16 protein-coding genes and 1 pseudogene are annotated in these 23,595 nt (G+C 66.0%); 15 read left to right on the forward strand and 2 right to left on the reverse strand.

From position 1 onward, the window contains the following. Positions 1-67: 67 nt before the first annotated feature. A complete protein-coding gene (locus J3B00_RS13350) occupies positions 68-706 on the forward strand; it encodes a glutathione S-transferase (RefSeq protein WP_209867955.1) in 639 nt (212 codons plus the stop codon). 50 nt (positions 707-756) lie between these two features. Here the strand turns inward: J3B00_RS13350 and J3B00_RS13355 are convergent, their stop codons facing one another. Continuing rightward, positions 757-2,871 (reverse strand): TonB-dependent receptor, encoded by a 2,115-nt coding sequence (locus tag J3B00_RS13355; protein ID WP_209867956.1) that lies wholly within the window; start codon positions 2,869-2,871, stop codon positions 757-759. Positions 2,872-3,497: 626 nt separating this feature from the next. Here J3B00_RS13355 and J3B00_RS13360 point away from each other — a divergent pair. The 9 genes from J3B00_RS13360 to J3B00_RS13400 all read left to right on the forward strand — a co-directional run bounded on the left by J3B00_RS13360 (position 3,498) and on the right by J3B00_RS13400 (position 14,799). After that, a complete protein-coding gene (locus J3B00_RS13360) occupies positions 3,498-5,081 on the forward strand; it encodes an ABC transporter substrate-binding protein (protein WP_245362804.1) in 1,584 nt (527 codons plus the stop codon). Continuing rightward, positions 5,078-6,010 (forward strand): ABC transporter permease, encoded by a 933-nt coding sequence (locus J3B00_RS13365; RefSeq protein WP_209867957.1) that lies wholly within the window; start codon positions 5,078-5,080, stop codon positions 6,008-6,010. The genes J3B00_RS13360 and J3B00_RS13365 overlap by 4 nt, the downstream gene beginning before the upstream one ends. A gap of 21 nt (positions 6,011-6,031) precedes the next feature. Continuing rightward, the gene (locus tag J3B00_RS13370) at positions 6,032-7,288 is read left to right on the forward strand and encodes an acyl-CoA dehydrogenase (RefSeq protein ID WP_209867958.1); all 1,257 of its coding nucleotides are present in this window, start codon (positions 6,032-6,034) and stop codon (positions 7,286-7,288) included. 14 nt (positions 7,289-7,302) lie between these two features. Next, complete coding sequence (locus J3B00_RS13375) at positions 7,303-8,655, forward strand: LLM class flavin-dependent oxidoreductase (protein ID WP_209867959.1); 1,353 nt, start codon at positions 7,303-7,305, stop codon at positions 8,653-8,655. 172 nt (positions 8,656-8,827) lie between these two features. Further along, entirely contained in the window at positions 8,828-9,883 is a 1,056-nt protein-coding gene (locus J3B00_RS13380) for an NADP(H)-dependent aldo-keto reductase (RefSeq protein WP_209867960.1), read from the forward strand. Positions 9,884-9,990: 107 nt separating this feature from the next. Continuing rightward, on the forward strand, positions 9,991-10,848 hold the full coding sequence (locus tag J3B00_RS13385) for an ABC transporter permease (RefSeq protein ID WP_209867961.1): 858 nt from the start codon (positions 9,991-9,993) through the stop codon (positions 10,846-10,848). Continuing rightward, positions 10,845-12,497 (forward strand): ABC transporter ATP-binding protein, encoded by a 1,653-nt coding sequence (locus tag J3B00_RS13390; RefSeq protein ID WP_209867962.1) that lies wholly within the window; start codon positions 10,845-10,847, stop codon positions 12,495-12,497. The genes J3B00_RS13385 and J3B00_RS13390 overlap by 4 nt, the downstream gene beginning before the upstream one ends. 90 nt (positions 12,498-12,587) lie before the next feature. Then, on the forward strand, positions 12,588-13,487 hold the full coding sequence (locus J3B00_RS13395) for a LysR family transcriptional regulator (RefSeq protein WP_209867963.1): 900 nt from the start codon (positions 12,588-12,590) through the stop codon (positions 13,485-13,487). A 112-nt stretch (positions 13,488-13,599) separates the two neighbouring features. Continuing rightward, the gene (locus J3B00_RS13400) at positions 13,600-14,799 is read left to right on the forward strand and encodes an MFS transporter (protein WP_209867964.1); all 1,200 of its coding nucleotides are present in this window, start codon (positions 13,600-13,602) and stop codon (positions 14,797-14,799) included. A 30-nt stretch (positions 14,800-14,829) separates the two neighbouring features. On the opposite strand, the gene J3B00_RS13405 is transcribed toward J3B00_RS13400, so the two are convergent. Beyond that, on the reverse strand, positions 14,830-15,684 hold the full coding sequence (locus J3B00_RS13405) for a CAP domain-containing protein (protein WP_209867965.1): 855 nt from the start codon (positions 15,682-15,684) through the stop codon (positions 14,830-14,832). A 260-nt stretch (positions 15,685-15,944) separates the two neighbouring features. Here J3B00_RS13405 and J3B00_RS13410 point away from each other — a divergent pair, with 260 nt between their 5' ends. From J3B00_RS13410 to J3B00_RS13430, 5 genes and pseudogenes are all read left to right on the forward strand, one after another. Further along, a complete protein-coding gene (locus J3B00_RS13410; RefSeq protein ID WP_209867966.1) occupies positions 15,945-18,110 on the forward strand; it encodes a TonB-dependent siderophore receptor in 2,166 nt (721 codons plus the stop codon). A 336-nt stretch (positions 18,111-18,446) separates the two neighbouring features. Next, a complete protein-coding gene (locus tag J3B00_RS13415; protein WP_245362805.1) occupies positions 18,447-20,039 on the forward strand; it encodes an ABC transporter substrate-binding protein in 1,593 nt (530 codons plus the stop codon). Further along, the gene (locus J3B00_RS13420) at positions 20,036-21,025 is read left to right on the forward strand and encodes an ABC transporter permease (RefSeq protein WP_209867968.1); all 990 of its coding nucleotides are present in this window, start codon (positions 20,036-20,038) and stop codon (positions 21,023-21,025) included. Before J3B00_RS13415 ends, J3B00_RS13420 begins: the two co-directional genes overlap by 4 nt. Beyond that, the gene (locus tag J3B00_RS13425) at positions 21,022-21,885 is read left to right on the forward strand and encodes an ABC transporter permease (RefSeq protein WP_209867969.1); all 864 of its coding nucleotides are present in this window, start codon (positions 21,022-21,024) and stop codon (positions 21,883-21,885) included. The genes J3B00_RS13420 and J3B00_RS13425 overlap by 4 nt, the downstream gene beginning before the upstream one ends. Continuing rightward, positions 21,882-23,594 (forward strand): annotated as a pseudogene (locus J3B00_RS13430) (ABC transporter ATP-binding protein). The gene J3B00_RS13425 and the pseudogene J3B00_RS13430 overlap by 4 nt, the downstream one beginning before the upstream one ends. The last annotated feature ends 1 nt before the right edge of the window (position 23,595 follow it).

Here is a 23,595-nt window from a genome sequence, read left to right on the forward strand (position 1 = left end):
GCGGGGCAAAGCGGATCCCACGCGCCGCGATACGGTCAGGTCATTCAACGGAATATGAAGGTCAACCATGTCTGAATACAAGCTGCACTGCTTTGCCGAATCTGGAAACGCCTACAAAGTCGCGCTGATGCTCGAACTGACCGGGCAGGACTGGCAGCCGCTGTTCGTCGATTTCTTCAATGGCCAGACCCGTGGAGACGCCTGGCGCAGTGACGTCAACGAGCAGGGCGAAGTGCCCGTGCTGGAGCATGGTGCTACCACGCTGACTCAATCGGCGTTGATTCTGGAATACCTCGCTGGGCAAACCGGCCAGTACGGCCCGCAGGACGAACAGGAGCGTCGCGATATCTGGCGCTGGATGCTGTTCGATAACCACAAGTTCACCAGCTATTACGCGACGCTGCGGTTTCTCTACGGCTTGAAGAAAACGGGCGAGACAGAGGTCACCGCGTTTTTCCGCGAGCGGGCGACGGCGGCGTACCGGGTGGTCGATCAGCACTTGAGCAAGACGCCGTTCATGGTCGGTGGGCGCTTGACCATCGCCGACCTGTCCTTGGCCGGCTATGTATTCATGCCGGAAGATACCGGGATGCACCTGACCGACTTCCCCCACATCGAGGCATGGAAGGGGCGGATCAAGGCATTGCCAGGTTGGAAGCATCCGTATGACCTGATGCCCAGAGGCTCCCAAGAGCTGTGCAGCTAGGCTTGCCGTACCGGTCGGAATGGGGCGCAAAGCGCCCCATAACGTTGATATCAGTAGCGCACCTCCACCCCCACATACGCACCCACCCCGTCACCCGGCCAGAACGACGCCGTATCCTGTCCACGCGCGTCGTACACCGGCGTTACTGCCGACACATAAGCCTTGTTCGCCAGGTTCTTCAGGTCCAGCGACACCTTCCAGTTGCCCTTGGGCGCTTCATAGCCAAGGTTCGCGCCCCAGATCGTGTAGGACGGCGCATACAGGCTGTTGGCATAGTCCACCGCCGTACGCGAGGCGGACTGCACGTTGACCCCGGTGTACCAGCCACTGTGGTGCTGGTACTGCACCTCACCTTGGTAGACATGCTTGGGCACGCCCGGCAACTGGTTGTCACCAAAGGCGTCGTCATGCCGGTAATAGAAGTCGTTGTAGGTGTACACCTGACGCCAGCGCAGCAGGTCGCCCTGGGCGTTTTCCCACAGACGGGTATTGAGCCCGGCTTCGACCCCTTGGTGAATGGTCGGCGACGCATTGAACGCGCCGGTTACCGCCGCCGAACCGGCTGTGGCCGGGATCAGCTGGACGTTGAGCAACTCGTCGTGAATCCACGAACGGTACAGCGCCAGGCTGCCATCGAAGATGCCGTGCGAGCCTTTGATGCCCACCTCGAAGGTGTTGCCTTTCTGCTCCACCAACGGACGAATGTACGGCAGGGTCGGGCCGGAGCCGGAGTATTCCCACGAGGCCGGCGGGTCGATGCTGCGACTGAAGTTGGTGAACACTTGCAGGTTCGGGCTGAACTCGTAGCGCAGGCCGATCCGCGGCGCCGCGCTCCAGTTGTCGTAGTCGACATGCTGCGGGAAGCTGGTCAGGTTGGGGTTGACCGCATAATCGATGTCGGCCTTGCGCCGTACGTTGACGAACGACACCCCGCTGGTCAGCCACAGGCCGTCGACCAGGTTGAGGTCGTTGCCCAGGGATATCACCCGGTCAAACGAGTCCTTGTAGTCGACCTGCTTCAACGACACCTTGTCGTCATTGGCCGAATTGACCCCGCCGCGCAGGTGCTGGGTCGAGGTAAAGGCGATGCTGCTGCGGCTCTCGTGGCCGAACAGCGAGTCGACCCGGTCATAGCCGAGCAGCAGGCCGAGGTCGTGCCAGTCCCAGTAGCTGGGGTTGCTCGGGCTGCGCGGGCTGTTGGTGTGGCGGTAGTCGTGGTACGACAGACCGACGGTCAGTCGCGCATCGTCATCGAAGGTGTAGGTGGTCTTGCTGCCCAGCCAGACGCTGCCAGGTCGGCGTGCACCGGCGCCGCTGCTCTCGGCGGTGGCGCTGGCGCGACGCGGATGATGCTTGGCGGCATCCAGCGTGGTGGCGCTAGGGTCGTTGTGGAACTCGTCGCGGTAGCGCAGCAATACCCGCGTCTCAAGTTTGGGGCTGAAGCGGTAGCCGGCGTTGGCGACGATCCCGGAGCTGCGTGACAGGCTGTAGTCGCGATAACCGTCGTTGCGGTAGTTGTCGGTTTGCAGGTAGTAATCGAGGTCGCCTTCGACGCCGCCGTAGCTCAGGCTCTGCTTCTGGTACCCATAACTGCCGGCCTCGGCCCGCAGGCGCAGGCCGGGGGCGCTGTAGCCGCTGTGGTTGACGAAGTTGACCGCGCCGCCGAGGGTCAGCGCGCCGTACTGGAAGGCGTTGGCGCCGCGCAGGATCTCGGTGTAGTTCACCCCGGAGGCGTTGAGGAATTCATAGGGCGTACCGCCGGCGCCGGTCAGCGGCAGGCCGTCGAAGAGAAACTTGATGCCTTCGCGAAAGTAACCCGGCGAGGTATTGGCACCCGAGCCACGGATAGAGATCTTCGCCGCATCGTTGCCGCCGGTGGACTGCACGAATACCCCGGGCTGGTAACCGAGGGTGTCTTGCAGGTTGGCAGTGCGGCCTTTTGCGACTTCTTCGCTGTCGACCACGCTGGTGCCGCCGGGGACTTCTGCCAGCTGGCTGCGCGCGGCCTGGGCGGCGCTTTGCCGGGCACCCTGGACCGTGACGGTGCCCAAGGTCTTGTCGGCCTCAGCGGCCATGGCGGGAGCGAGCAGGGCGGAGCTAAGGGCCGTGGCCAGCGTGGCGTGGCGCACGGCCAGGCGCAGTCGATTGGGGGGCATCACTTGCATCGGTATGTTCCTTGAAAGTCATCGATTAGTTACCTCGGCTTCTATGGGCATAGTCAGGCCAGTCGAAATTGAAAGAGCACGTTCTGTGCCAGCTCTTGAGGCCTTGAAAGTTGCCGCCTTGCTGTAAGAATGGAGAACATGTGCTGAATGAATACAGCAACTTTTGTTGGTCAGCTGTTGGGCAGTGAACAGTGTTGATTATAGGCTGATTACTTTTTGTGAAATCGCCTGGAGTTACAACTTGCAGCCCGTCGTAGAGAGGGTTTGATCGCTAAGTGTTGGGTTTTGAACACCCCGCAGACAGTTTGTACTGTGCAGCAACTGAGCAGGCGCGGAAAAGTCCATTAAACAGCGGTTAAAAGGCTGGCATGACATCTGCAATAACTTTCCTGTAACGCTCGAGAGACGCGTTAAAAGGCCGAACGTATCGGTCTTATATAAGGAGAGTTTCAACGGTGCGTGCGAAAGTTGGCGTGAGCCACCCCCGCGTGGGCAGTGCAATCTCGGTAATCATCCGCCCCTGCCTGCTGGGTTGTGCGTTGATACTTGGCGCGTGTTCGCCGCCCACGCCACCCCAGACCGCAAGCGCCCTCAGGGGCGAGGCGGTGAATGAAGTGAACGGCATCATGCGGTACCCCGCCAGCGACTTTGTCGAGCAAGGCGAAGGCGTGCGCGGCGGCACGTTGCGGGTGTCGGCCGCGTCCGATGCGGGCAGCTTCGATATCCATGCGCTGTCGCACGGCAACATGCAGTGGCTTGGGCGCATGCTCTTCGACTGCCTGGTGTACCAGGCCGAAGACGGCACCCTCACACCTTGGCTGGCGAAAAGCTGGGAAATCAGCGCCGACGGCCTGACCTACACCTTTCACCTGCGCGACGACGTCACCTTCAGCGATGGCGAGGTGTTCAACGCCGAGGCGGTGCGGCTCAACCTTGAACACATGCGTGACCCGGCCACCAAGTCGCCGCTGGCGGCTGCATATATCGCGCCGTTTTTCAAGGGCCGGGTAGTCGATGCGTTTACCTTCGAGGCAACCTTGCGCGAGCCCTACGCGCCATTTCTCGATGTGCTGTCGCAAGCCTGGCTGGGCATGATCTCGCCGCGGCAGATCCGCGAAGCGCCGCGCACCATCGCCACCCGACCGATCGGTAGCGGGCCGTTCGTGCTCGACAACTATGTGCGCGACCAGGGCGCCAGCTTCGCCCGCCGTGACGGCTATGACTGGGCGCCGCCAGCGATCAATCACCGCGGCGCGGCCTACCTGCAGCGCATCGAACTGAGCTACGTGCCCGAGGCAATGATCCGCTACACCTCGCTCGACGCCGGCGACAGCGACATGGCCCTGGACGCGCCGCCGCAGAACGCCGCGGCAATCCGCGCCAACCCGCAGCTAACCCTGCGCAGCCGGATCCGCAAGGGCAATCCGGCGCGCAGCATCACCTTCAACGTGGAGCGCGCACCGTTCGACGACGTGCGCGTGCGCCAGGCATTGGCCAAGGCCATCGACCGTGACGGCCTGGCGTGGATTTCCGGTTTCGGCGAGTTTCTCGCCAAGGGCGACTTCCTCGCGGTGAACACCCCAGGCTACGACCCGGTGGCCCGCGATGCGCTGGCGTTCGACCCGGCCGAGGCCAACCGTCTGCTCGATGCCGCCGGTTGGACCGGGCGCGACGCGGCAGGCTTTCGTACCCGCGCCGGCCAGCGCCTGCAGGCGACCTTGCTGACCTACGACAACCCGGCGTTCCCGGCCAACGTGTCGGTGGCGGTGCAGGCCGACCTGCGCAAGATCGGCTTCGACATGGCCATCGAGGTGCTGCCGCTGACGCGGGTCATGCAACTGCGCTACGCCGGCAGCTTCGATGCCATCGGCGGCGGTTACTGGCACACCAACACGGCCGATGGCCTGTTCATCCTCTACCACAGCCAGGCCATCCCCAGCGCGAAGATGATCGGCCAGAACGTCGGCCACTTTCGTGACGCCACACTCGACCAGTACCTCGGCGAGGCCCGCCGCAGCACCGACCCGGACCTGCGCCGCAGCCTCTACCGCAAGGCCCAGCAGCGCCTGGGCGAAACCGTGCCGGCAGTGCCTTCGGTAGAGAGCCAGATGCTCCTGGCCTACCGCAAGGCGGTCGGCGGCGTGCTGTTCGATGGCTCGCACAACGTTCCCCTGTTCACCAGCGTGTGGCTGGCCAAGGAGCAACCATGAGACTTCTGCCAACCGTGCTGCGGCGCCTGCGCGACGGGCTGGTCGTGCTGTGGGCCGCCGCCAGCCTGACCTTTTTCGGCATGCAGCACAGCGGTGGTGACACCGCCCTGGCGATCCTCGGCGGGCCGGACGCCATGCCGACCCCGGCGATGCTCGAGCAAGTGCGCGTCGAGTACGGCCTCGACCAACCGCTGTGGGTGCAGTACGGCAAGTATCTGGCACGCCTGGCCCAGGGCGATCTGGGCGAGTCGTACCGCTTGCGCATCCCGGTTGGCCAGGCGATTGCCGAACAGCTCGGCGCGACCCTGGCCCTGGCCAGCAGCGCGGCGCTGCTGGCGGTGCTGCTGGCACTGGCCTCGGCGTTGCTCACGGCCAATCGCGGGCGGCGCTTGCGGGCGCTGGTGTCGGGCATCGAACTGGTGCTGTCGGCGGTGCCCAACTTTGTCATCGGCACTGTGTTGCTGCTGGTGTTCGCCTTCTACTTCCACCTGTTGCCACCGTCCGGCTCACAGGGTTGGCAGTCGCTGCTGTTGCCGAGCCTGGCGCTCGGTTTACCGCTGGCAGCGGTGCTTGCCCAGGTGCTGCGCCAGGCTCTGGAACAGGTGCTGGAACAACCCTTCATCACCCAGGCGCGTGCCCGCGGCATGTCCGATACCGGCGTGCGCCTGCGCCATGCCCTGCGCCACGCCCTGGTGCCGTTGGTGACGCTGGCCGGCTACGTGTTCGCCAGCCTGCTCGGCGGCGCGGTGATTCTTGAATTGCTGTTTGGCCGTCAAGGCATCGGCCGGCTGATGCTCGATGCCACCGCCAACAAGGACGTGCCGCTGGTGCTCGGGGTAACGCTGCTGGCCGCGACCCTCTACGTCCTGGTCAACCTGTTGGTGGACCTGCTCACCCAGGCCATTGACCCGCGCACCGCGCATAACTGAATCCCCGTGAAAGGAACCGACATGAGTCAACAGTCCTCAACCGCGATTAGCGACGCCGAGCTGGATGCGCGCTTTGCACCGATCTTCAACCGTATTGCCGCCGGCGCCGTGGCCCGTGAGCAGCAGCGTACGCTGGCCCATGAGCCGGTCGCCTGGCTGCGCCAAGCCGGCTTTGGCGCATTGCGCGTGCCGCGCGAGCACGGCGGCCTGGGGGCGAGCCTGGCGCAACTGCTGCGGCAACTGGTGTACCTGGGCGAGGCCGACGCCAACCTGCCGCAAATCCTGCGGGCGCACTTCGGCTTTGTTGAGGGCCGGCTGGCGTCTGCCGATGCCGCCTCGCAAGACTACTGGTTTGCCCGCGTGGTGGCTGGTGAGCTGTGGGGCGCGGCCATGGCCGAACGCACTGACAGTACCGGCAACTCCGTGCAACTGAGCGAGGACGCCGCGGGCGAGTACCGCCTCGATGGCGAGAAGTACTACTGCACTGGCACCGTCTATGCCGACTGGGTCGCGGCGGTGGCCAACCACGGTGACGACTTCGTCAGCCTGGCGGTGCCGACCGCTGCCCCCGGAGTAGAGGTGGTGGATGACTGGGACGGTTTCGGCCAGCGCCTGACCGGCAGTGGCACCACGCGCTTTCGCCAGGTGGCGGTGCCCGCCGCGCACATCTTGCGCCGCTTCGCCAAGACCGAGTTGCGCGCCGAGTCCTACTTGACGGCGTTCTACCAGGCGGTGCACCTGGCCACCCTGGCGGGTATCGCCCGCGCCGCATTGGCCGATGCCGTGGCCTTTGTCCAGGGTCGTACGCGGGCCTTCGGCGTGCCGGGGCAGTCCAACCCGGGTGCCGACCCGTTGGTGCAGCGGGTGGTCGGGCGCTTGTCCAGCCTGGCGTTTGCCGCGCAGGCGCAGGTCAGCGCGGTCGGCCAGAGCTTGCAGGCGGTGGTCGATGCCGGCCAGGCCGGCGCCGTCCCGGAGCAGCTGTATACCGACAGCGAGATCGTCACCTTCCAGGCCCAACAGATCGTCCTCGCGCAAGTGCTCGAAGCCACCACCTTGCTGTTCGAGGTGGGCGGTGCTTCGGCCACCAGCAACAGTCGACGCCTTGATCGGCACTGGCGCAACGCGCGCACCTTGGCCTCGCACAACCCGGCGATCTATCGCGAGCAGGCGTTGGGCGACTACTACCTCAATGGTGTCAGCCCGGCCGCCGCCTGGCGCGCCAGGCAGGCAGCGGCCAGCGATGGGCAAAGCGCTCGCGACGAAGCCAGCGCCGTCTGAACAGGAGAACGAGCATGACCCAACAAAAGCAGATGAGCCTAGGCATGAACATCCTCGGCTTCGGCTCCCACGCTGGCGCCTGGCGCCAGGGTGAGGCCGCGCTCGACGCCTACATCGACGTCGACTACTACCGCAACATCGCGCGCATCTCCGAGCGCGGTTGCCTCGACGCGATCTTTCTCGCCGACGGCCCGGCGCTGCCACCGGATGTCGCCAGCCAGCCGGGCGGCCGCCTGGAGCCGACCATCCTGCTCACCGCCGTGGCAGCGGCGACTGAACGCATCGGCGTCATCGCCACCTGCTCCAGCACCTACAACGAACCGTTCAACCTCGCTCGGCGGATTGCCTCGCTGGACCATGTCAGCGCTGGCCGGGCGGCCTGGAACGTGGTCACCAACGCCGGCGACGCGGCGGCGCAGAACTTCGGCTATGCCGGCGCGCCGCTGCATGGCGACCGTTATGGCCGCGCCGAGGAGTTTGTCGACGTCACCCTCAAGCTGTGGGACAGCTGGGAGGAGGGCGCGATTGTCGGCGACCGCGCCAACGGCCGTTTCGCCGACCCGGGCAAGGTGCATACCGTGGACTTTCACGGCAAGCACTTCCAGGTCAAAGGCCCGCTCAACCTGCCGCGTTCGCCGCAGGGGCGGCCGGTGCTGGTCCAGGCGGGCTCGTCGGAGGGCGGCAAGGCGCTCGGCTCACGTTACGCCGATGCGATCTTCACCACCCAGACCACCTTGCCCGACGGTCTGGCCTTCTACCGCGAGATGAAGCAGCGGGCCAAGGCCTGGGGGCGTGATCCGCAGCACCTGAAGATCATGCCGGGCTTGTCGACGGTGATCGGCAGTACCGAGGCCGAGGCGCATGCGCGCTTCGACCAGCTCAATGCCTGGCACGGCGAGCACGGGCTGCTGCAGCAGGTCGCGGGGCGCATCGGTATCGATGCCAGCGAGCTGGACCCGGATGCGCCATTGCCGTGGGCGCGGATCGGCGCGGTGGCCGACTTCGAACGTGGCTCGCATGGGTTTCTTGAGGCGCAGCTGAATCTGGCACGGCGCGAGAACCTGACCATTCGCCAGTTGTCGCGGCGGATTCTGGTTGGGCACCGGTTGGCCGTGGGGACTCCGGAGCAGGTCGCCGAGACCTTGGCCGAGTGGTTTCTGGCCGGGGCGGGGGATGGCTTCAACATCATGCCGGACATGTTTCCGTCGGGCGCGCAGGTGTTTGTCGAAGAGGTGGTGCCGCTGTTGCAGAAGCGTGGGTTGTTCCGTCGGGAGTATCAGGGGCGGACCTTGCGCGATCACCTCGGGCTGCCCAAGGCCGTCAATCAGTATGGCCCTGCGGCGCTCAGCCGTGCGGTGTCTGCCTGATGAACGCTGGGGGCTGCTGCGCAGCCCTTTCGCGACACGAGGCCGCTCCCACAGGTACGGCGGCGTTCTCGAAACTTGCGCGGTACCTGTGGGAGCGGCCTTGTGTCGCGAGAGGGTTGCGCAGCAGCCCCACGATTGTATTACCGAACGCCATAACTCAAGGATCACCTCAATGCTCTACCGCCGCCTAGGCCACACCGACCTCAACATCAGCCTGCTCAGCCTCGGCAGCATGACCTGGGGCCACCAGAACAGCGAGCACGATGCCCACCAGCAACTGGACGCCGCGCTCGCCGCCGGGATCAACTTCGTCGACACCGCCGAGATGTACCCAACCCCGACCCACGCCGACACCTGGACCACCACCGAACGCTTCATCGGTACCTGGCTGGCGGCCCGCGGCAACCGCGACAAGATCATCCTCGCCAGCAAGATCGCCGGCCCCTCGCGTGATCCGGCCGGGCAGACGCATATCCGCGATGGCCTGTCGCATCACGACCGGCGCAACATCGTCGCGGCCCTCGACGGTAGCCTCAAGCGCCTGCAGACCGATTACCTCGACCTCTACCAACTGCACTGGCCCGACCGCACCACCAACATCTTCGGTGCCCGCGAATACCCCTATCTCGATGACCACCCGGACAGCGCCGCGATCCAGCAAACCCTGGTGGTGCTCGACGAACAGGTCAAGGCCGGCAAGATCCGCCATATCGGCGTGTCCAACGAAACCCCGTGGGGCGTCGCGCAATTCCTGCGCCATAGCGAAGACCAGCAGCTGCCGCGCATCGCCAGCATCCAGAACCCCTACAGCCTGCTCAATCGCCTTTATGAGAACGGCCTGTCGGAGTTCAGCCACCGCGAAGGCGTGAGCCTGCTGGCGTACTCGCCGCTGGCGTTCGGCACCCTCACCGGCAAATACCTCAATGGCGCCCAGCCAGCCGGCGCGCGGCTGTCGTCGGTGTACCGCACCTTCAACCGCTACGGCAGTAGCGAGGCCCAATCAGCGATTGCCAGCTACGTCGAGCTGGCCCGCAGTCGCAACCTGAGCCCGGCGCAGCTGGCGCTGGCTTTCGTCATCCGCCAGCCGTTCGTGGCCAGCGCCATCACCGGCCAGACCAGCCTGGCGCAGTTGCAGGAAAACCTCGGCGCGCTCGAGGTGCAGCTCGACGACGCGCTGCTGAACGAGATCCAGGCCGTGCACCGGCGCATCTTCAACCCGGCCCCCTGACATTCGCTGGCACACCCGCTGCCCTAGGTGCTGTGCTCGCCGCCGCCCCTGTAGGAGCGGGCTTGCCCCGCGAAGAGGCCGCCCCCGTCGACACAACAAGGACAGACATGACTGCGATCACTGCACCGCTCAGGCCCTTATCCCGCCCCCGCAGCAAGCGGCTGGCGCGTCCGGGCCTGTGCCTGGCCTGGACGATCCTCGCCCTGTTGCTGCTGGCGGTTCTGCTGCCCGGCTGGCTGGCGCCGGCCGACCCGTTGTGGGCCGACGCCCGGCTGGCTTACCAGCCGCCGAGCACTCACTTCTGGCTGGGCACTGATGAAAATGGCCGCGACGTGCTCAGCCGGTTGATCCATGGCACGCGGCCGTCGTTGCTCATCGGCCTCGCCGCGACCCTGGTCGGGCTCGGCCTGGGCACCTTGCTCGGGCTGCTCGCGGGCCTGGCGCCGGCCTGGCTGGACAACCTGCTGATGCGCGGTGTGGATGTGCTGCTGGCGTTTCCTGACCTGCTCCTGGCTCTGGTGATCATCACCCTGTTCGGTCAGGGCACGACCAACCTGATCCTCGCCGTGGGCATCGCAGCGGTGCCGCGCTACGCCCGCCTGGTGCGCGCGCAGACCCTGAGCATCCGCCACGCCGGTTTCGTCGAGGCGGCGCTGACCCTTGGCCGACGGCCGTCGGCGGTGGTGCTCGGGCATGTCTTGCCCAATGCCGTGCAGCCGGTGCTGATCCTGGCCTTGATCGGCCTCGGCGGGGCGATCACCGCGGCGGCGGCCTTGAGCTTTCTTGGCTTCGGCGCGCCACCCCCGGCGCCGGAGTGGGGCGCGACCATGGCCGTGGCCCGCAACTTCATGGCCAATGCGCCGTGGCTGATGGCCTGGCCGGCGTTGGCGATCAGCATGACTGTAGTTTCCATTAGCGCCATTGGCCGTGACTGGCTGCGGCGCAGCGAGGGCAAGCAGCTATGAACGATTTGAACAACGCTTCAGCGCTGGTGGACATCCGTGGCTTGCGGGTGAGTTTCAACGGCGTACCGGCAGTACACGGAGTCGATCTGCAGGTGCGTGCAGGGCAGTGCGTGGCGCTGGTCGGCGAGTCTGGCTCGGGCAAGAGTGTCACCGCGCGCACGCTGGTTGGCCTCAGTGGCCCGGGCGCCGAGGTCCAGGCGCAGCGCCTGGCCTTTGCCGGGCGCGATTTGCGCGGGCTGGACGAGGCCGGTTTTCAGCGCCTGCGCGGCGGCCAGATCGGCTTTGTCATGCAGGATGCGCTGGGCTCGCTCGACCCGTTGCGGCGGGTTGGCAGTGCAATCGAGGAAGCCCTGCGCCTGCATACCGGCCTTGGCTCCGAGGCGCGCCGTCTGCGGGTGCTGGAGCTGCTCGGCGAGGTCGGCGTGCCGGAGCCGCAGGTGCGTGCCCGGCAGTATCCCTGGCAGTTGTCCGGGGGGCTGCGCCAACGCGCGCTGATTGCCTCGGCGATCGCCTGCCGGCCGCGGCTGTTGATCGCCGATGAGCCGACTACTGCCCTCGACGCCACGGTGCAAGCGCAGATCCTGACGCTGCTTGAGCAGTTGCGCGGCGAGGACAACAGCCTGCTGATGGTCAGCCATGACTTGGCCGTGGTGGCGCGCCTGGCGGACTGGGTGGTTGTCATGCGCCAAGGCCATGTGGTGGAGCAGGGCAGTGCCGAACAGATCCTTCAGGACCCTCAAGATCCCTACACCCAACGCCTGCTGGCGGCGGCGCGGGCGGTGCATTTCCAGCGCCCGGCCCAGCCGGCGCTGAGCCTGGTGGAGCCTGCCATGACCCCCGTCGAACAGCCTGTACTCCTGGAAGCGCGTGACCTGGGCAAGGCCTTTGTCGGCCCGGACGGCCAGCCCCGCCAGGTGTTGAGTGATGTGTCACTGCAGTTGCGTGCGGGGCAGACCCTGGGCGTGGTGGGGGAGTCCGGTTCGGGCAAGAGCACCTTGGGCAGGATCCTGCTGGGCCTGGAACAACCCGATCAGGGCCAGGTGCAGTTTTGCGGGGAGGATTGGCTAGCGTTGTCGGCTGTGCAGCGACGCCAAGCCCGGCAGGGCATCCAGGTGGTGTTCCAAGACCCGCTGGGCTCGTTCGACCCGCGCTACAGCGTCTTGCGCGTACTCGCCGAAGCGCTGGCCCAGGCAGGCGTGCCGCGGTCGCTGCAGCGTACTGAAGCGGCGGCTTTGCTCGACCGGGTGCAACTACCGGTGACGGTGCTGGACCGGCGTCCGCTGGAGTTGTCCGGCGGCCAGCGCCAGCGCATCGCGATCGCCCGGGCGTTGGCGATGAAACCGCGGGTACTGGTGTGCGACGAGCCGGTGTCGGCGCTGGATGTCTCGGTTCAGGCGCGAATCCTGGCCTTGCTGGCCGAGCTCAAGGCTGATCTGAACCTGGCCTGCTTGTTCATCTCGCATGATCTGGGTGTGGTTGAGCAGGTCAGTGACCAGGTGCTGGTGATGCACGGTGGGCGCGTGGTGGAACAGGGCGCGGCAGGGCAGGTATTGGGGCAGCCACGCCATCCGTATACCCGCGCGCTGCTGGACGCGGTGCCCGGCTTGCCACCGGCGCAGCCGATGTGGGTGCGACGTTTGGCAGTCTAGCGCTGTTGGCGGGCGCCAAAGGACACCGACAGTTGCTTGCGCAGTCCCATTGTAGGAAGGTTCCAGTTTTTAGCAGACAGAACAAAGCCAATGGACAAGCTGCTGGCGATCAAGGCCTTCATGGCCACTGTCGAGGCCCGTGGGTTTTCTGCTGCGGCGCGTACACTGGGTGTGGCCACCTCGTCGGTGACGCGCCTGGTCGATGCGCTGGAAGCCGAACTCGGCGCAACCCTGCTCAATCGCTCGACCCGTCAGATCAGCCTGACCGAGGCTGGCACTCAGTACTACGCACGTTCGCGGGACATCGTCGAAGCGCTCGCCGAAGCCGATGCAAGCGTCGCCGACCGTGGCCGAGAGCCGGTGGGTGTGCTGCGGCTATGCCTGCCGGTGGAGTTCGGCCGGCGAGTGATTGCCCCGCACCTGGGGCGGTTTCTCGCCGCGCACCCGGGGCTGGAGCTGGACATCGACCTCAGTGACCGCTTCGATGACCTGCTTGAAGGGCGCTATGACCTGACCGTTCGCCTCGGCGAGCCAGCGCCGAGTGATGAGTTGGTCTGCCGACGGCTGGGCCACTTCGAGCGCTGGTTGGTCGCCAGCCCGGCGTATCTGGCAGGCCGGCAACCGCTGGCACATCCGCAGCAATTGCTCGAGCTGGCCTGCCTGCGTTTTCGCTATGGTCAATCAGGCCGGGCCTGGCAACTGCACTGCGGCGATGAAGCGCTGCAGCTGGAGGTCAGCGGCCCGCTGCGCAGCGCCAATGCCGACCTGTTGCGCGAGGCGGCATTGGCCGGCAGCGGCATCGCCCTGTTGGCCGACTGGCTGGTGCGCGAAGATGTCGAGGCGGGGCGCTTGCAACGCTTGTTTGCCGACTGGCAGGTCAGCCCCGGCACGGCCAGTTGCAGCATCAATGCCCTGTACCTGCCCAACCACCGTGGCTCGCGCCGGGTACAGGCCTTTGTCGGCTTTTGCGAAGCGCTACTGCAACACTGAACGCGAGCGTTGCGTCAGGCGCAAAGGCACGTTGCGCGCGCAGCGGATTCTCTCGGTCGCGGTGCCTCGGTAAGGTGCCCGGCATGTCCCATCAATTGCCGAGGCACCTGCAATGAACCCTTCCATCGCTGTCACCCAGCCGTCAACCGCAGGCCTGAGCCGGGCCCTGGTGACCTTGCTGGCATTCTGCTGCGGCGCCATCGTCGCCAATATTTACTACGCCCAGCCTATCGTCGGCCTGATCGCGCCCGACCTGGGCCTCTCCAGCGAGCACGCCAGCCTGATCGTCTCGCTGACCCAGCTCGGTTACGCGGTGGGCTTGTTGTTGCTGGTGCCCTTGGCCGATCTGGTGGAAAACCGCCGGCTGATGATCGCGACCGCCATCATGGCCTGCGTCAGCCTGGTGTTGGCCGGTACCAGCGGCCCTGGCCAGGGCACGCTGTTTCTCGGTTATGCGTTGCTGATCGGCTTCAGCTCGGTCTCGGTGCAGATGCTGATACCGCTGGCGGCGCACCTGGCGCCCGAGCAGCAACGGGGCCGGGTGGTCGGCAACATCATGGGCGGCCTGCTGCTGGGCATCCTGCTGGCACGGCCGTTGTCGAGCCTGGTGGCCGACCACTTCGGCTGGCGCACGGTGTTCATCGGCGCGGCCGGGGTCATGCTGGCGATCATCGTCCTGCTGGCCCTGACCTTGCCGCGGCGGGTGCCTGAGCACAAGGCCAGCTATGCGCAGCTGATGGCGTCGCTGGTGAGCCTGCTCAAAGCTTATCCGCTGCTGCGCCAACGCTCGCTGTACCAGGCCTTGATGTTCGGCGCCTTCAGCTTGTACTGGACGGCAGTGCCGATGGCCTTGGCCGGCGAGCATGGGCTGTCGCAGAGCCAGATCGCGCTGTTCGCCCTGGTGGGCGCGGTGGGTGCGGTTGCCGCGCCACTGGCGGGGCGCCTGGCCGATGCCGGGCATGCGCGGCGCGGGTCGCTGTTGGCGCTGGTGCTGGCGCCACTGGCATTGCTGCTGGGGCTCAGTGCGCCGGGGTATACGGTGATCGGTCTGGGCTTGACCGGGGTGCTGCTGGATTTTGCCGTGCAGATGAACATGGTCATCGGTCAGCGTGAGGTGTACGCGCTGGACCCGGCCAGCCGCGGCCGGCTCAATGCGCTGTACATGACCAGCATCTTTCTCGGTGGGGCGCTCGGCTCGGCGGTGGCCAGCCCGCTGTATACCCAGTTTGGCTGGCACGGTGTGGCGCTGGTAGGGGCTGGGTTGCCGGTGGTGGCGCTGGGGATGTTCTTGATGGTCTTGCGCAGGGGCTGAGTTGGCCAGGGTCTGCCAGGCAGCCCCTGATTACTGCGGCGCGCCGAACAGGCCGGTCCAGTAGATGCCGGCATCGCTCTTCGGGTCCACCGCATACGCCGCGCCCAATTCGCTGAAGTCCGGGTTCATCAAGGTCGCACAGTGCCCCGGGCTGGCCAGCCAGCCGTCAACGACCTTGCGCGGTGTATCGCGCCCAGCCGCAATGTTTTCGCCAATCAGCCGGTACTGGTACCCCGCCAGCTCGGCACGGTCGCCCGGGGTGCGCCCGTCGCGGTCGATATGGTCGAAGTAGTTATGGTTGGCCATGGCCCGCGTATGGTTCGCGGCAACCCCGGCCAGGGTGGTGTTCCAGCCCAGCGCCGACGCCGCCGCGAAGGGCTGGCCGCCGCACTGGCGCGCTACCTTGCGCGCGGCGTTGATCTCCTGCAACAGCTTTTGCCCCTCGGCCTGCCAGTCGCCCAGGCGCCCACTGAGCAACGGCCGCGCCAGCACGATACGCCAGTCGCGGCCCTCCTGGCTGACGCCGATGTCGACGAACTGCGGATCGAGCACCACTTGGCAGAAGCTCTCGGCGATGGCGTTCATCGCCGATTTCGCATCACGCGGCCCAGACAGGCTGATCGCCTGAACATTGACCATCGGATACGCCGCGCGCGTCATCGCCTGCTGCAGGTCGCGGGTGCCCTCTGGCGACAGTGCCAGGCGGGTATCACTGCTCAACGGCGGCAGCTCCAGCGAGCCTTGATCGCCGCAACGCTGGGCCTGGCTGCGGTAAGCGTTGATCGATTCGATCAGTTGCCCCTCTTCGCCGGTAAAGGCCTGGGCCCCGGCGCAAACGCCCAGGGACAGCAGGGCGAAGCAGGCAACGGATGACAGGACGCGCATGTATATCTCCCTATCTGGCAGCGTCGTGGTTTGCGCTGCTCATCCTACACAAGCACGGGGCTTTTGGCCCTTGGTCATGCAGTTCATGAAAACGGCCGAAAAAGACACATAAGCGGCAAAAGAGGCAGTAGACCGCTGGTCGGGGAGAAAGTGCGACGATTTGGTAATAATTCCTAACCTCGGCTAGAAACAATACTCAGTCGCTATTCATTTCTCATCTGCCAGGAAGGCTTCAACCTATGCTGTACCAGGAGCATTCCATGGCACGACCCAGTCCTTTTCGTCCGACCCTGCTGGCCCTCTGCTGTTCCCTTGCCGTCAATGCCCAGGCGGCGGACGGTGCTGTCGAGCTGGATGCCACCGCCATCAATGCCGAGGCTGCCAAGCCGTCGCCCAGCCAGGTGCCGGAGCCGTATGCCGGTGGCCAGGTCGCTCGCGGTGGGCAGATGGGCATCCTCGGCAATCAGGACATGATGGATGTGCCCTTCACCATGACCAGCTACACCTCGCAGCTGATCCAGGACCAGCAAGCCGAAGACATCGGTGATGTGCTGCTCAATGATCCGTCGGTACGCCAGTCGTTCGGCTTCGGCAACCAGGCGCAGGTCTTTGTCATTCGCGGCTTGCCGCTCAATGGCGACGACGTGGCCTTCAATGGCCTGTACGGCATACTGCCACGGCAGATGATCGCGCCCGATGCCGTCGAGCGGGTCGAGGTGTTCAAGGGGCCCAACGCCTTTCTCAACGGCGCGAGCCCGACCGGTAGCGGCCTGGGCGGCAACGTCAACCTGCAACCCAAGCGCGCTGGTGACACGCCGACCCGGCGCTATACCCAGGACATCAGCAGCGACGGTCGCCTCGGCGAGCACCTCGACCTCGGCCAGCGCTTTGGTGAGGACAACCGTTTTGGCGTGCGCCTGAACCTGTCGCAACGCGAGGGTGAGACTGGCATCGACGACCAGGACCAGCGCAGCAAGCTGTTTGTGGTCGGCCTGGACTACCGCGGCGACAAGCTGCGCGTTTCCAGCGACTTCGGCTACCAGAAGCAGCGCGTCAACCACCTGCGCAACTCGGTACGCCTGGGGGCCGGCGTGACTGACATCCCGCGGGCGCCGGACGCCGACCATAACTATGGCCAGGACTGGGCCTGGACCGAGACCGAGGACACTTTCGGTATGGTGCGCGGCGACTACGACTTCAACGACAACTGGAGCGCGTACCTGGCGGGGGGGGCCAAGCACACCCACGAGAACGGTTTCTATGGCACGCCGATTCTCACCGACAGCAGCGGCGCGGCGACCATCGGCGGCTCGAAGATCCCCCACAACGAAGACAACACCACCTTCATGGGCGGCATCAATGGGCGCTTTCAGACCGGCCCGGTCAGTCATCAGCTGAACATCGGCGCGGCAACGATCTGGACTCAGCAGGAGAATGCCTTCGTCTTCTACAACTCGCAGGCGACCAACATCTACACCACCGACCCGCTGCCCAAGCCGACCACGCCGACCTTTGTCGGTGGCAAGCTGGATGACCCGGGTGTGACCGGCAAGACGCGCAACCGCAGTATTGCCGTGTCCGATACCGTCGGCCTGTTCGACGACAGCCTGTTGCTCACGGCTGGCGTACGCCGCCAGCAATTGCGCGTCGAAGGCTATGCCTATGACGGCGAGGGGCCGGACGCTGGGCGCAATGCGTTCTACGACGAGTCGGTGACAACGCCGGTGTATGGCATCGTCTACAAGCTCAACCCGTCGATCTCGCTGTATGCCAACCGCATCGAAGGCCTGGCCCAGGGCGCTACGGCGTCGGGGCAGGTGATCAATGCCGGCCAGGTGTTTCCGCCGGCCGAGACCAAGCAGGTCGAAGCGGGGCTCAAGCTGGACTACCAGACCTTCGGCGCCAACCTGGCGGTGTTCCGCATCGAGCGGCCCACGGATGGTTTTGTTCAGGGCAACGTATTTGTTCAAGATGGCGAGCAGGTCAACAAGGGCATCGAGTTGAGTGTGTTCGGCGAACCGCTTGCCGGCCTGCGTTTGATGGCCGGTGGCACGCGGATGGACACCGAGCTGAACAACACCTTGAACGGCAGCAACGATGGCAACCATGCAGTGGGTGTGCCGACCTTCCAGCTCAATGCCAGCGTCGACTGGGATGTGCCAGGGTTGCAAGGGCTGGCGCTGAATGCGCGCATGCTGCGCACCGGCGGGCAGTATGCCGACCCGGCCAACAACCTCAGCCTGCCGACCTGGAACCGCTTTGACGTGGGCGCGCGGTACCGCTTCTCGGTTCAGCAGAAGGACATCACCTTGCGGGTCAATGTCGAGAACCTGACTGACAAGAATTACTGGGCGTCGGCCAATGGCGGCTACCTGACCCAGGGCGATCCGCGGTTGGTGAAGTTTTCCGGGTCGATTGATTTCTGAGCCTCGGGGCGCCGCCAATCCCTGTAGGAGCGGGCTTGACCCGCGAAACCGGCGCAGCCGGTGCCATACACCACGGTGCCTGGACCGGCCTCTTCGCGGGGCAAGTCGGATCGCCGCACCGCCGCGCTTACAGGGATTGTGCAGGCAACTGTTGCCAGCACAACAGCAACCCTACACTTTGCCTCCCGCCATTCACTGGCTACCCCGCAAACCCCAATAAAGTCAGGCCTTTGAAACCCGGCACAACTCCTGCAATAGCCCCTTTACCATCCATGGGCCCGCGCAGGAGCGACCTTGAACCTTCCCATCCTTCCCCTGATCCCGCTATGCGCCGCGCTGGCCCTGATCGGTTGCGAGCGTGCCGAGCAGGCGGCGCTGCACAGCGACCAGCCGGTGCATGGCGGTACCCTGGTCTATGCCACCGACCGTGAACCCACCTGCCTCGACCCGCACGTGGCGGGCGACATGCCGCAGGTGTTCGTCGCCCAGCAGTACCTCGACTCGCTGGTCTCGATGGACAGCGCCGGCCACATCGGGCCGTGGCTGGCGACGCGCTGGGAGGTGGCCGTCGACGGCCTGAGCTACACCTTCCACCTGCGCCGCGACGTGCGCTTCACCGATGGCACGCCGTTCAATGCCGAGGCGGTCAAGGCCAACCTCGACCACATGAGCAACCCCAAGACCCAGTCGAGCACCGCCGGCGGCTATATCCGCCAGTACCGCGGTACCGATGTGCTCGACGAGTACACCGCGGTGGTGCACCTGGCCACACCTTATGCGGCGTTTCTCGAGGTCCTGGCGCAGGGCTTTCTCGGCATCCAGTCGCCCACCGCGCTCAAGCGCAGCCGTGACGAAAACTGCGAGAGCCCGGTCGGTAGCGGGCCGTTCAAGGTGGTGCGCTGGGACCGCCAGAATCAGGTTGAACTGGTGCGCAACCCTGACTACAACTGGGCCCCGCCAACCGCCCAGCACCAAGGCCCGGCCTACCTCGAGCGGATTGTCTGGAAGTTCATCCAGGAGCCCTCGGTACGCTTTGCCTCGCTGCAGGCCGGCGAAGTCGACGTGATCGAAACGCTGCCGCCTGAATCGCACGAAGCGGCGCGGCGCAATCCGGAGGTCGAACTGATCGTCGCCCAGCGTCCGGGCAACCCTACCAATGGCACGTTCAACCTGCGTCGGGCGCCGTTCGACGATATCCGCGTACGTGAGGCGTTCGTGCGCAGCGCCGACATCGACGGCGCGCTGAAGAGCGTGTACTTCGGCGAGTTTCCAAGAGCCGGCGGCCCGCTCAGCGTGGCCACGCCGTTTTACAGCGGCGACTTCGAGCACAGCCAGGACTACCAGCCCGCCCGCGCCGCGACGCTGCTCGACGAAGCCGGCTGGACTGGCCGTGACGCCCAAGGCTATCGCACCAAGGACGGCCAGCGCCTGCGCGCCACCGTGCTGATCGGGGCGCGTACGCCGCCCTCGGAGCTGACCCTGTGGGAGCAGGTCCAGGCCACCACCCGCCAGGCCGGCCTGGAGCTGATCCTCGAGCAGATGAGCGACGTCCAGGTCACCGCTCGCCAGGCCGCCTGGGATTACGACATCCGCACCGGTTACTGGAACACCAACACCCCGGACGTACTGCGCATCATCTTCAGTTCGGCGTTCGTCCAGCCGGCCGGGGTCGGCGGTTACCACCAGAACTCCTCGGGCTACGCCGACCCAGGCTTCGATGCCTTGCTCGATCGCGCCCTGGCCACTCAGGACGCCGACCAGCGCCGCGCCCTCTATCTCCAGGCGCAGCAGCAGGCCGCCGGGCAATACCTGCAACTCACCACCTACCCGCAAAGCACGCGCCTGGGCATCTACAAGACCGCCCACGGCGTGCGCCTGGAGCCGTCCTTGGCGGTGACCTACCTGTATGACGCATGGGTGACCAAATGAGCAGTGCAAGCCCTTTGGCAGTAACCGATCCGCGCCGCGAACGGCTGGTCGCACTTGGCCGGCGGGCGCTCATCCGCCTGGCGGGCGGCGTGCTGGTGTTGTGGGCGGTGGCAACCCTGACCTTCTTCGCCCTGCGGCTGATGCCGGGCGACCCGGTGTTGGCGATCCTTGGCGGGCCCAGTGGCAACCCGACCCCGGAGACAATCGAGGCCACCCGTGTTGAGTACGGCCTGGATAAACCCTTGGCGGTGCAGTACCTGGTTTACCTGGGCCGGCTGGTCCAAGGTGATCTGGGCGTTTCCTACTCGCAGCATCAGCCTGTGACGCGGGTGCTGGCAGAGCAGGGCGGGGCGACCCTGGAGCTGACGTTGGCCGCCTTGCTGCTGGCCTGGGTGCTGGTCCTGCTGTTGACGGTGGTCAGCGCTGGTCGCGGGCGGCTGGTCGGCGGGCTGGCCTCGCTGCTGGAAACCGTCAGTGCTTCGCTGCCTCACTTCTGGCTCGGCGTAGTCTTGCTGGCGGTGTTCGCCTTCGGCTTGCGCTGGTTTCCGCCGGCTGGCAGCGACAGTCTGGCCAGCCTGGTCCTGCCGGCGTTTTCCCTGGCCATTCCCTTGGCCGGGTTCATTGCCCAGGTGACCCGCGAATCGCTCGAGCTGACTCTTGAGCAACCCTTTATCTTGACCGCCCGCACCCGTGGCCTGAGTGACCTTGCGGTGCGTTTCCGGCATGCCCTGCGTCACGCCTTGCTGCCTGGCGTGTCGCTGTCGGGCTGGGCGATTGGCGCGTTGATCAGCGGCGCGGTGGTGTGCGAGGTGATCTTTTCCCGCAAGGGCGTCGGCCGCCAGCTGTTCCAGGCGGTGCAGGCCCAGGACCTGCCACTGGTGATCGGTATCAGCCTGGTGGTAGCGGCCGGCTATGTGCTGGCCAACATTCTGGTGGACCTGCTCTACCAATGGATCGACCCACGCCAACAGGAGGCCACGCCATGAGCGAACTGATTATTGAGCGGGCGCAGGCCCCGCTGCGTCGTCAACGGCGGCTGTGCCTGCCGCCGCTGGGCGCCAGCCTGGCACTGGGGTTTCTCTTTGCCCTGTTGCTGGCGGCGCTGCTGCCCCAGCTGTTCACCCGCATCGACCCGCTGGCGATCGTCCCGCGGGAAGCATTCCAGGCGCCCAGTTGGGCGCATTGGTTGGGCACTGACCAGTCTGGCCGCGACATCTTTGCGCGGATCATTCATGGCGCCCGCCAGAGCCTGTTGATCGGTGTTGCGGCCACGGCCTTGTCGATGACCATCGCGATCAGCCTGGGCCTGCTCGGCGGCCTCGGCGGTGCGCGGATCGACCGCAGCGTGGGCTGGCTGCTGGAGGTGCTGTTCGCCTTTCCCAGCCTGGTCCTGGCGCTGCTGTTCGTTGCCGTGTTTGGCAGCGGCATCGGGCCGTTGATCATCGCCACCGGCCTGGGCGGTGCGCCCGGCTATGCGCGCATGGTCCGTGGCCAGGTGCTGGCAGTGCGCAACTCAGGCTATATCGAAGCGGCGCGGGCGCTCGGCCATCCCACCTCGCGGATCGTCCTGCGCCAGTTGCTGCCCAACGCCATGCGACCGTTGTTGGTAACCCTGACCATGGGCGTTGGCCAGGCCATCGTCTGGGCTTCGGCCCTGAGTTTCCTTGGCCTTGGCGCCCGGCCACCGGCGCCTGAGTGGGGCACCATGTTGTCGATGGGCCGTGACTTCATCGCCAATGCCTGGTGGCTGACGTTCTTTCCGGGCCTGTTCATCGTACTGACCACCTTGGCCACGACGGTGACTGGCCGCTACCTGCAACAGCGCCTGGAGGGCCGTCTGCCATGAGCGATAACACCCTGATCGTCGATGGCCTTACGGTATCTTTCGCCGGCACCAGCGTCGTCCGTGACCTCAGCTTCACCCTGGCGCCGGGGCGCTGCGTGGCGCTGGTGGGTGAGTCGGGCTCGGGCAAGAGTGTCAGTGCCCGCAGCCTGGTCGGCCTGGCTGGAGCGCGCGCTGACGTGGCGGCGCGCCAGCTCAGCTTCGGCGGGCATGATCTGCTTGACCAGAGCGAGCGGCAGTGGCGTGCGGTGCGCGGCAAGCAGATCGGCTTCGTGCTGCAGGATGCGCTGGTCTCGTTGGACCCGTTGCGCCCGGTCGGCAAGGAAATTCTCGAAGTGCTGCAAACCCACCGTTACGGCGACCGTCAGCAACGTGCGGCACGGGTGCTCGAGCTGCTTGAGCGGGTCGGGGTGCCGGACGTCGCCCTGCGCGCGCGCCAGCGTCCGGGGCAGTTGTCCGGCGGCTTGCGCCAGCGCGCCTTGATCGCCAGCGCGCTGGCGCTGGATCCGGCGCTGGTCATCGCCGACGAGCCGACCACTGCGCTGGACGCCACGGTGCAGGCGCAGATTCTCGAGGTGTTCCAGCAGATCAAGGCCCGCGGCGCCGCGCTGTTGATCATCAGCCACGACCTGGCGGTGGTTGCGCAATTGGCCGATGAGGTGGTGGTGCTGCGCCATGGCGAGGTGGTCGAGCAGGGGCCGATGCAGCAGGTGCTGCGCCAGCCCCAGCATGCTTATACCCAGGCCTTGCTGGCGGCGGTGCCCGCCGAGCACCCGCGGGGTACGCGCTTGTCGCCGCAGCGCGCAGGCCAGGCCCGACCGATCGCAGTCCGCGCCCACGGCGATGTACTGCTCGAAGGGCGTGGCCTGGGCAAGCGCTACGCCGGCCCGGATGGGCGGGTGCGCGAGGTGTTGCACGGTGTCGACTTCAGCCTGCGCGCCGGGCGTACGCTGGGCATCGTCGGCGAATCCGGCTCGGGCAAGACCACCCTGGCGCGTATCGCCCTCGGCCTGCTGGCCCCGGATGACGGCTAGGTGCTGTACCGCGGCCAGCCGTGGAACCTGCCAGGCGAGGCCATCGTCGAAGCCCGCCGCCGGCCGCTGCGGCGCGAGATCAGCGTGATCTACCAAGACCCGCTCGGCTCCTTCGACCCGCGCTGGACGGTCGCGCAGATTCTCGACGACGCCTTGCAGGTAACCGGTATCGAAGCGGCGGCGCGCCCGGCGCGGATCGCGGTACTGCTCAATCAGGTGCGCCTGCCCGCCGGGCTGGCCGTGCGCCGTCCGTTGCAGTTGTCCGGTGGCCAACGGCAACGGGTGGCGATTGCCCGGGCGATTGCCAGCGAGCCACGGCTGATCATCTGTGATGAGCCGGTGTCGGCGCTGGACGTCTCGGTGCAGGCGCAGGTGCTCGACTTGCTCGCGGACCTGCAGGACGAACTGGGCCTGGCCTACCTGTTCATTTCGCATGACCTGGGGGTGATCCGCCATGTCAGCGACGACGTGCTGGTGATGCGTCACGGTCAGGTAGTGGAGCAGGCGCCGGTCGAGCAGTTGTTCGAGCGCCCGGCTCATGAATACACCCGGCGCCTGTTGGGTTCGGTGCCGCGCTTGCCCGGCAGCGGTGCCGAACTGGTGGTGCCGCCGCTGGACCTGGAACACGAAGCCTTCGACCTGTTCGACGAATCACGACTCTGGAAAATTGCCATCTAAG

The organism is Pseudomonas sp. BP8 (assembly GCF_017875955.1).
Classification (GTDB): Bacteria; Pseudomonadota; Gammaproteobacteria; order Pseudomonadales; family Pseudomonadaceae; genus Aquipseudomonas.

Coding starts and splice junctions, on each gene's coding strand:
- J3B00_RS13395 (WP_209867963.1), top strand. CDS start 12,588: ATGGACAAGCTGCTGGCGATCAAGGCCTTCATGGCCACTGTCGAGGCC.
- J3B00_RS13370 (WP_209867958.1), top strand. CDS start 6,032: ATGAGTCAACAGTCCTCAACCGCGATTAGCGACGCCGAGCTGGATGCG.
- J3B00_RS13350 (WP_209867955.1), top strand. CDS start 68: ATGTCTGAATACAAGCTGCACTGCTTTGCCGAATCTGGAAACGCCTAC.
- J3B00_RS13385 (WP_209867961.1), top strand. CDS start 9,991: ATGACTGCGATCACTGCACCGCTCAGGCCCTTATCCCGCCCCCGCAGC.
- J3B00_RS13380 (WP_209867960.1), top strand. CDS start 8,828: ATGCTCTACCGCCGCCTAGGCCACACCGACCTCAACATCAGCCTGCTC.
- J3B00_RS13360 (WP_245362804.1), top strand. CDS start 3,498: ATGCGGTACCCCGCCAGCGACTTTGTCGAGCAAGGCGAAGGCGTGCGC.
- J3B00_RS13420 (WP_209867968.1), top strand. CDS start 20,036: ATGAGCAGTGCAAGCCCTTTGGCAGTAACCGATCCGCGCCGCGAACGG.
- J3B00_RS13400 (WP_209867964.1), top strand. CDS start 13,600: ATGAACCCTTCCATCGCTGTCACCCAGCCGTCAACCGCAGGCCTGAGC.
- J3B00_RS13425 (WP_209867969.1), top strand. CDS start 21,022: ATGAGCGAACTGATTATTGAGCGGGCGCAGGCCCCGCTGCGTCGTCAA.
- J3B00_RS13405 (WP_209867965.1), bottom strand. CDS start 15,684: ATGCGCGTCCTGTCATCCGTTGCCTGCTTCGCCCTGCTGTCCCTGGGC.
- J3B00_RS13390 (WP_209867962.1), top strand. CDS start 10,845: ATGAACGATTTGAACAACGCTTCAGCGCTGGTGGACATCCGTGGCTTG.
- J3B00_RS13365 (WP_209867957.1), top strand. CDS start 5,078: ATGAGACTTCTGCCAACCGTGCTGCGGCGCCTGCGCGACGGGCTGGTC.
- J3B00_RS13375 (WP_209867959.1), top strand. CDS start 7,303: ATGACCCAACAAAAGCAGATGAGCCTAGGCATGAACATCCTCGGCTTC.
- J3B00_RS13410 (WP_209867966.1), top strand. CDS start 15,945: ATGGCACGACCCAGTCCTTTTCGTCCGACCCTGCTGGCCCTCTGCTGT.
- J3B00_RS13355 (WP_209867956.1), bottom strand. CDS start 2,871: ATGCAAGTGATGCCCCCCAATCGACTGCGCCTGGCCGTGCGCCACGCC.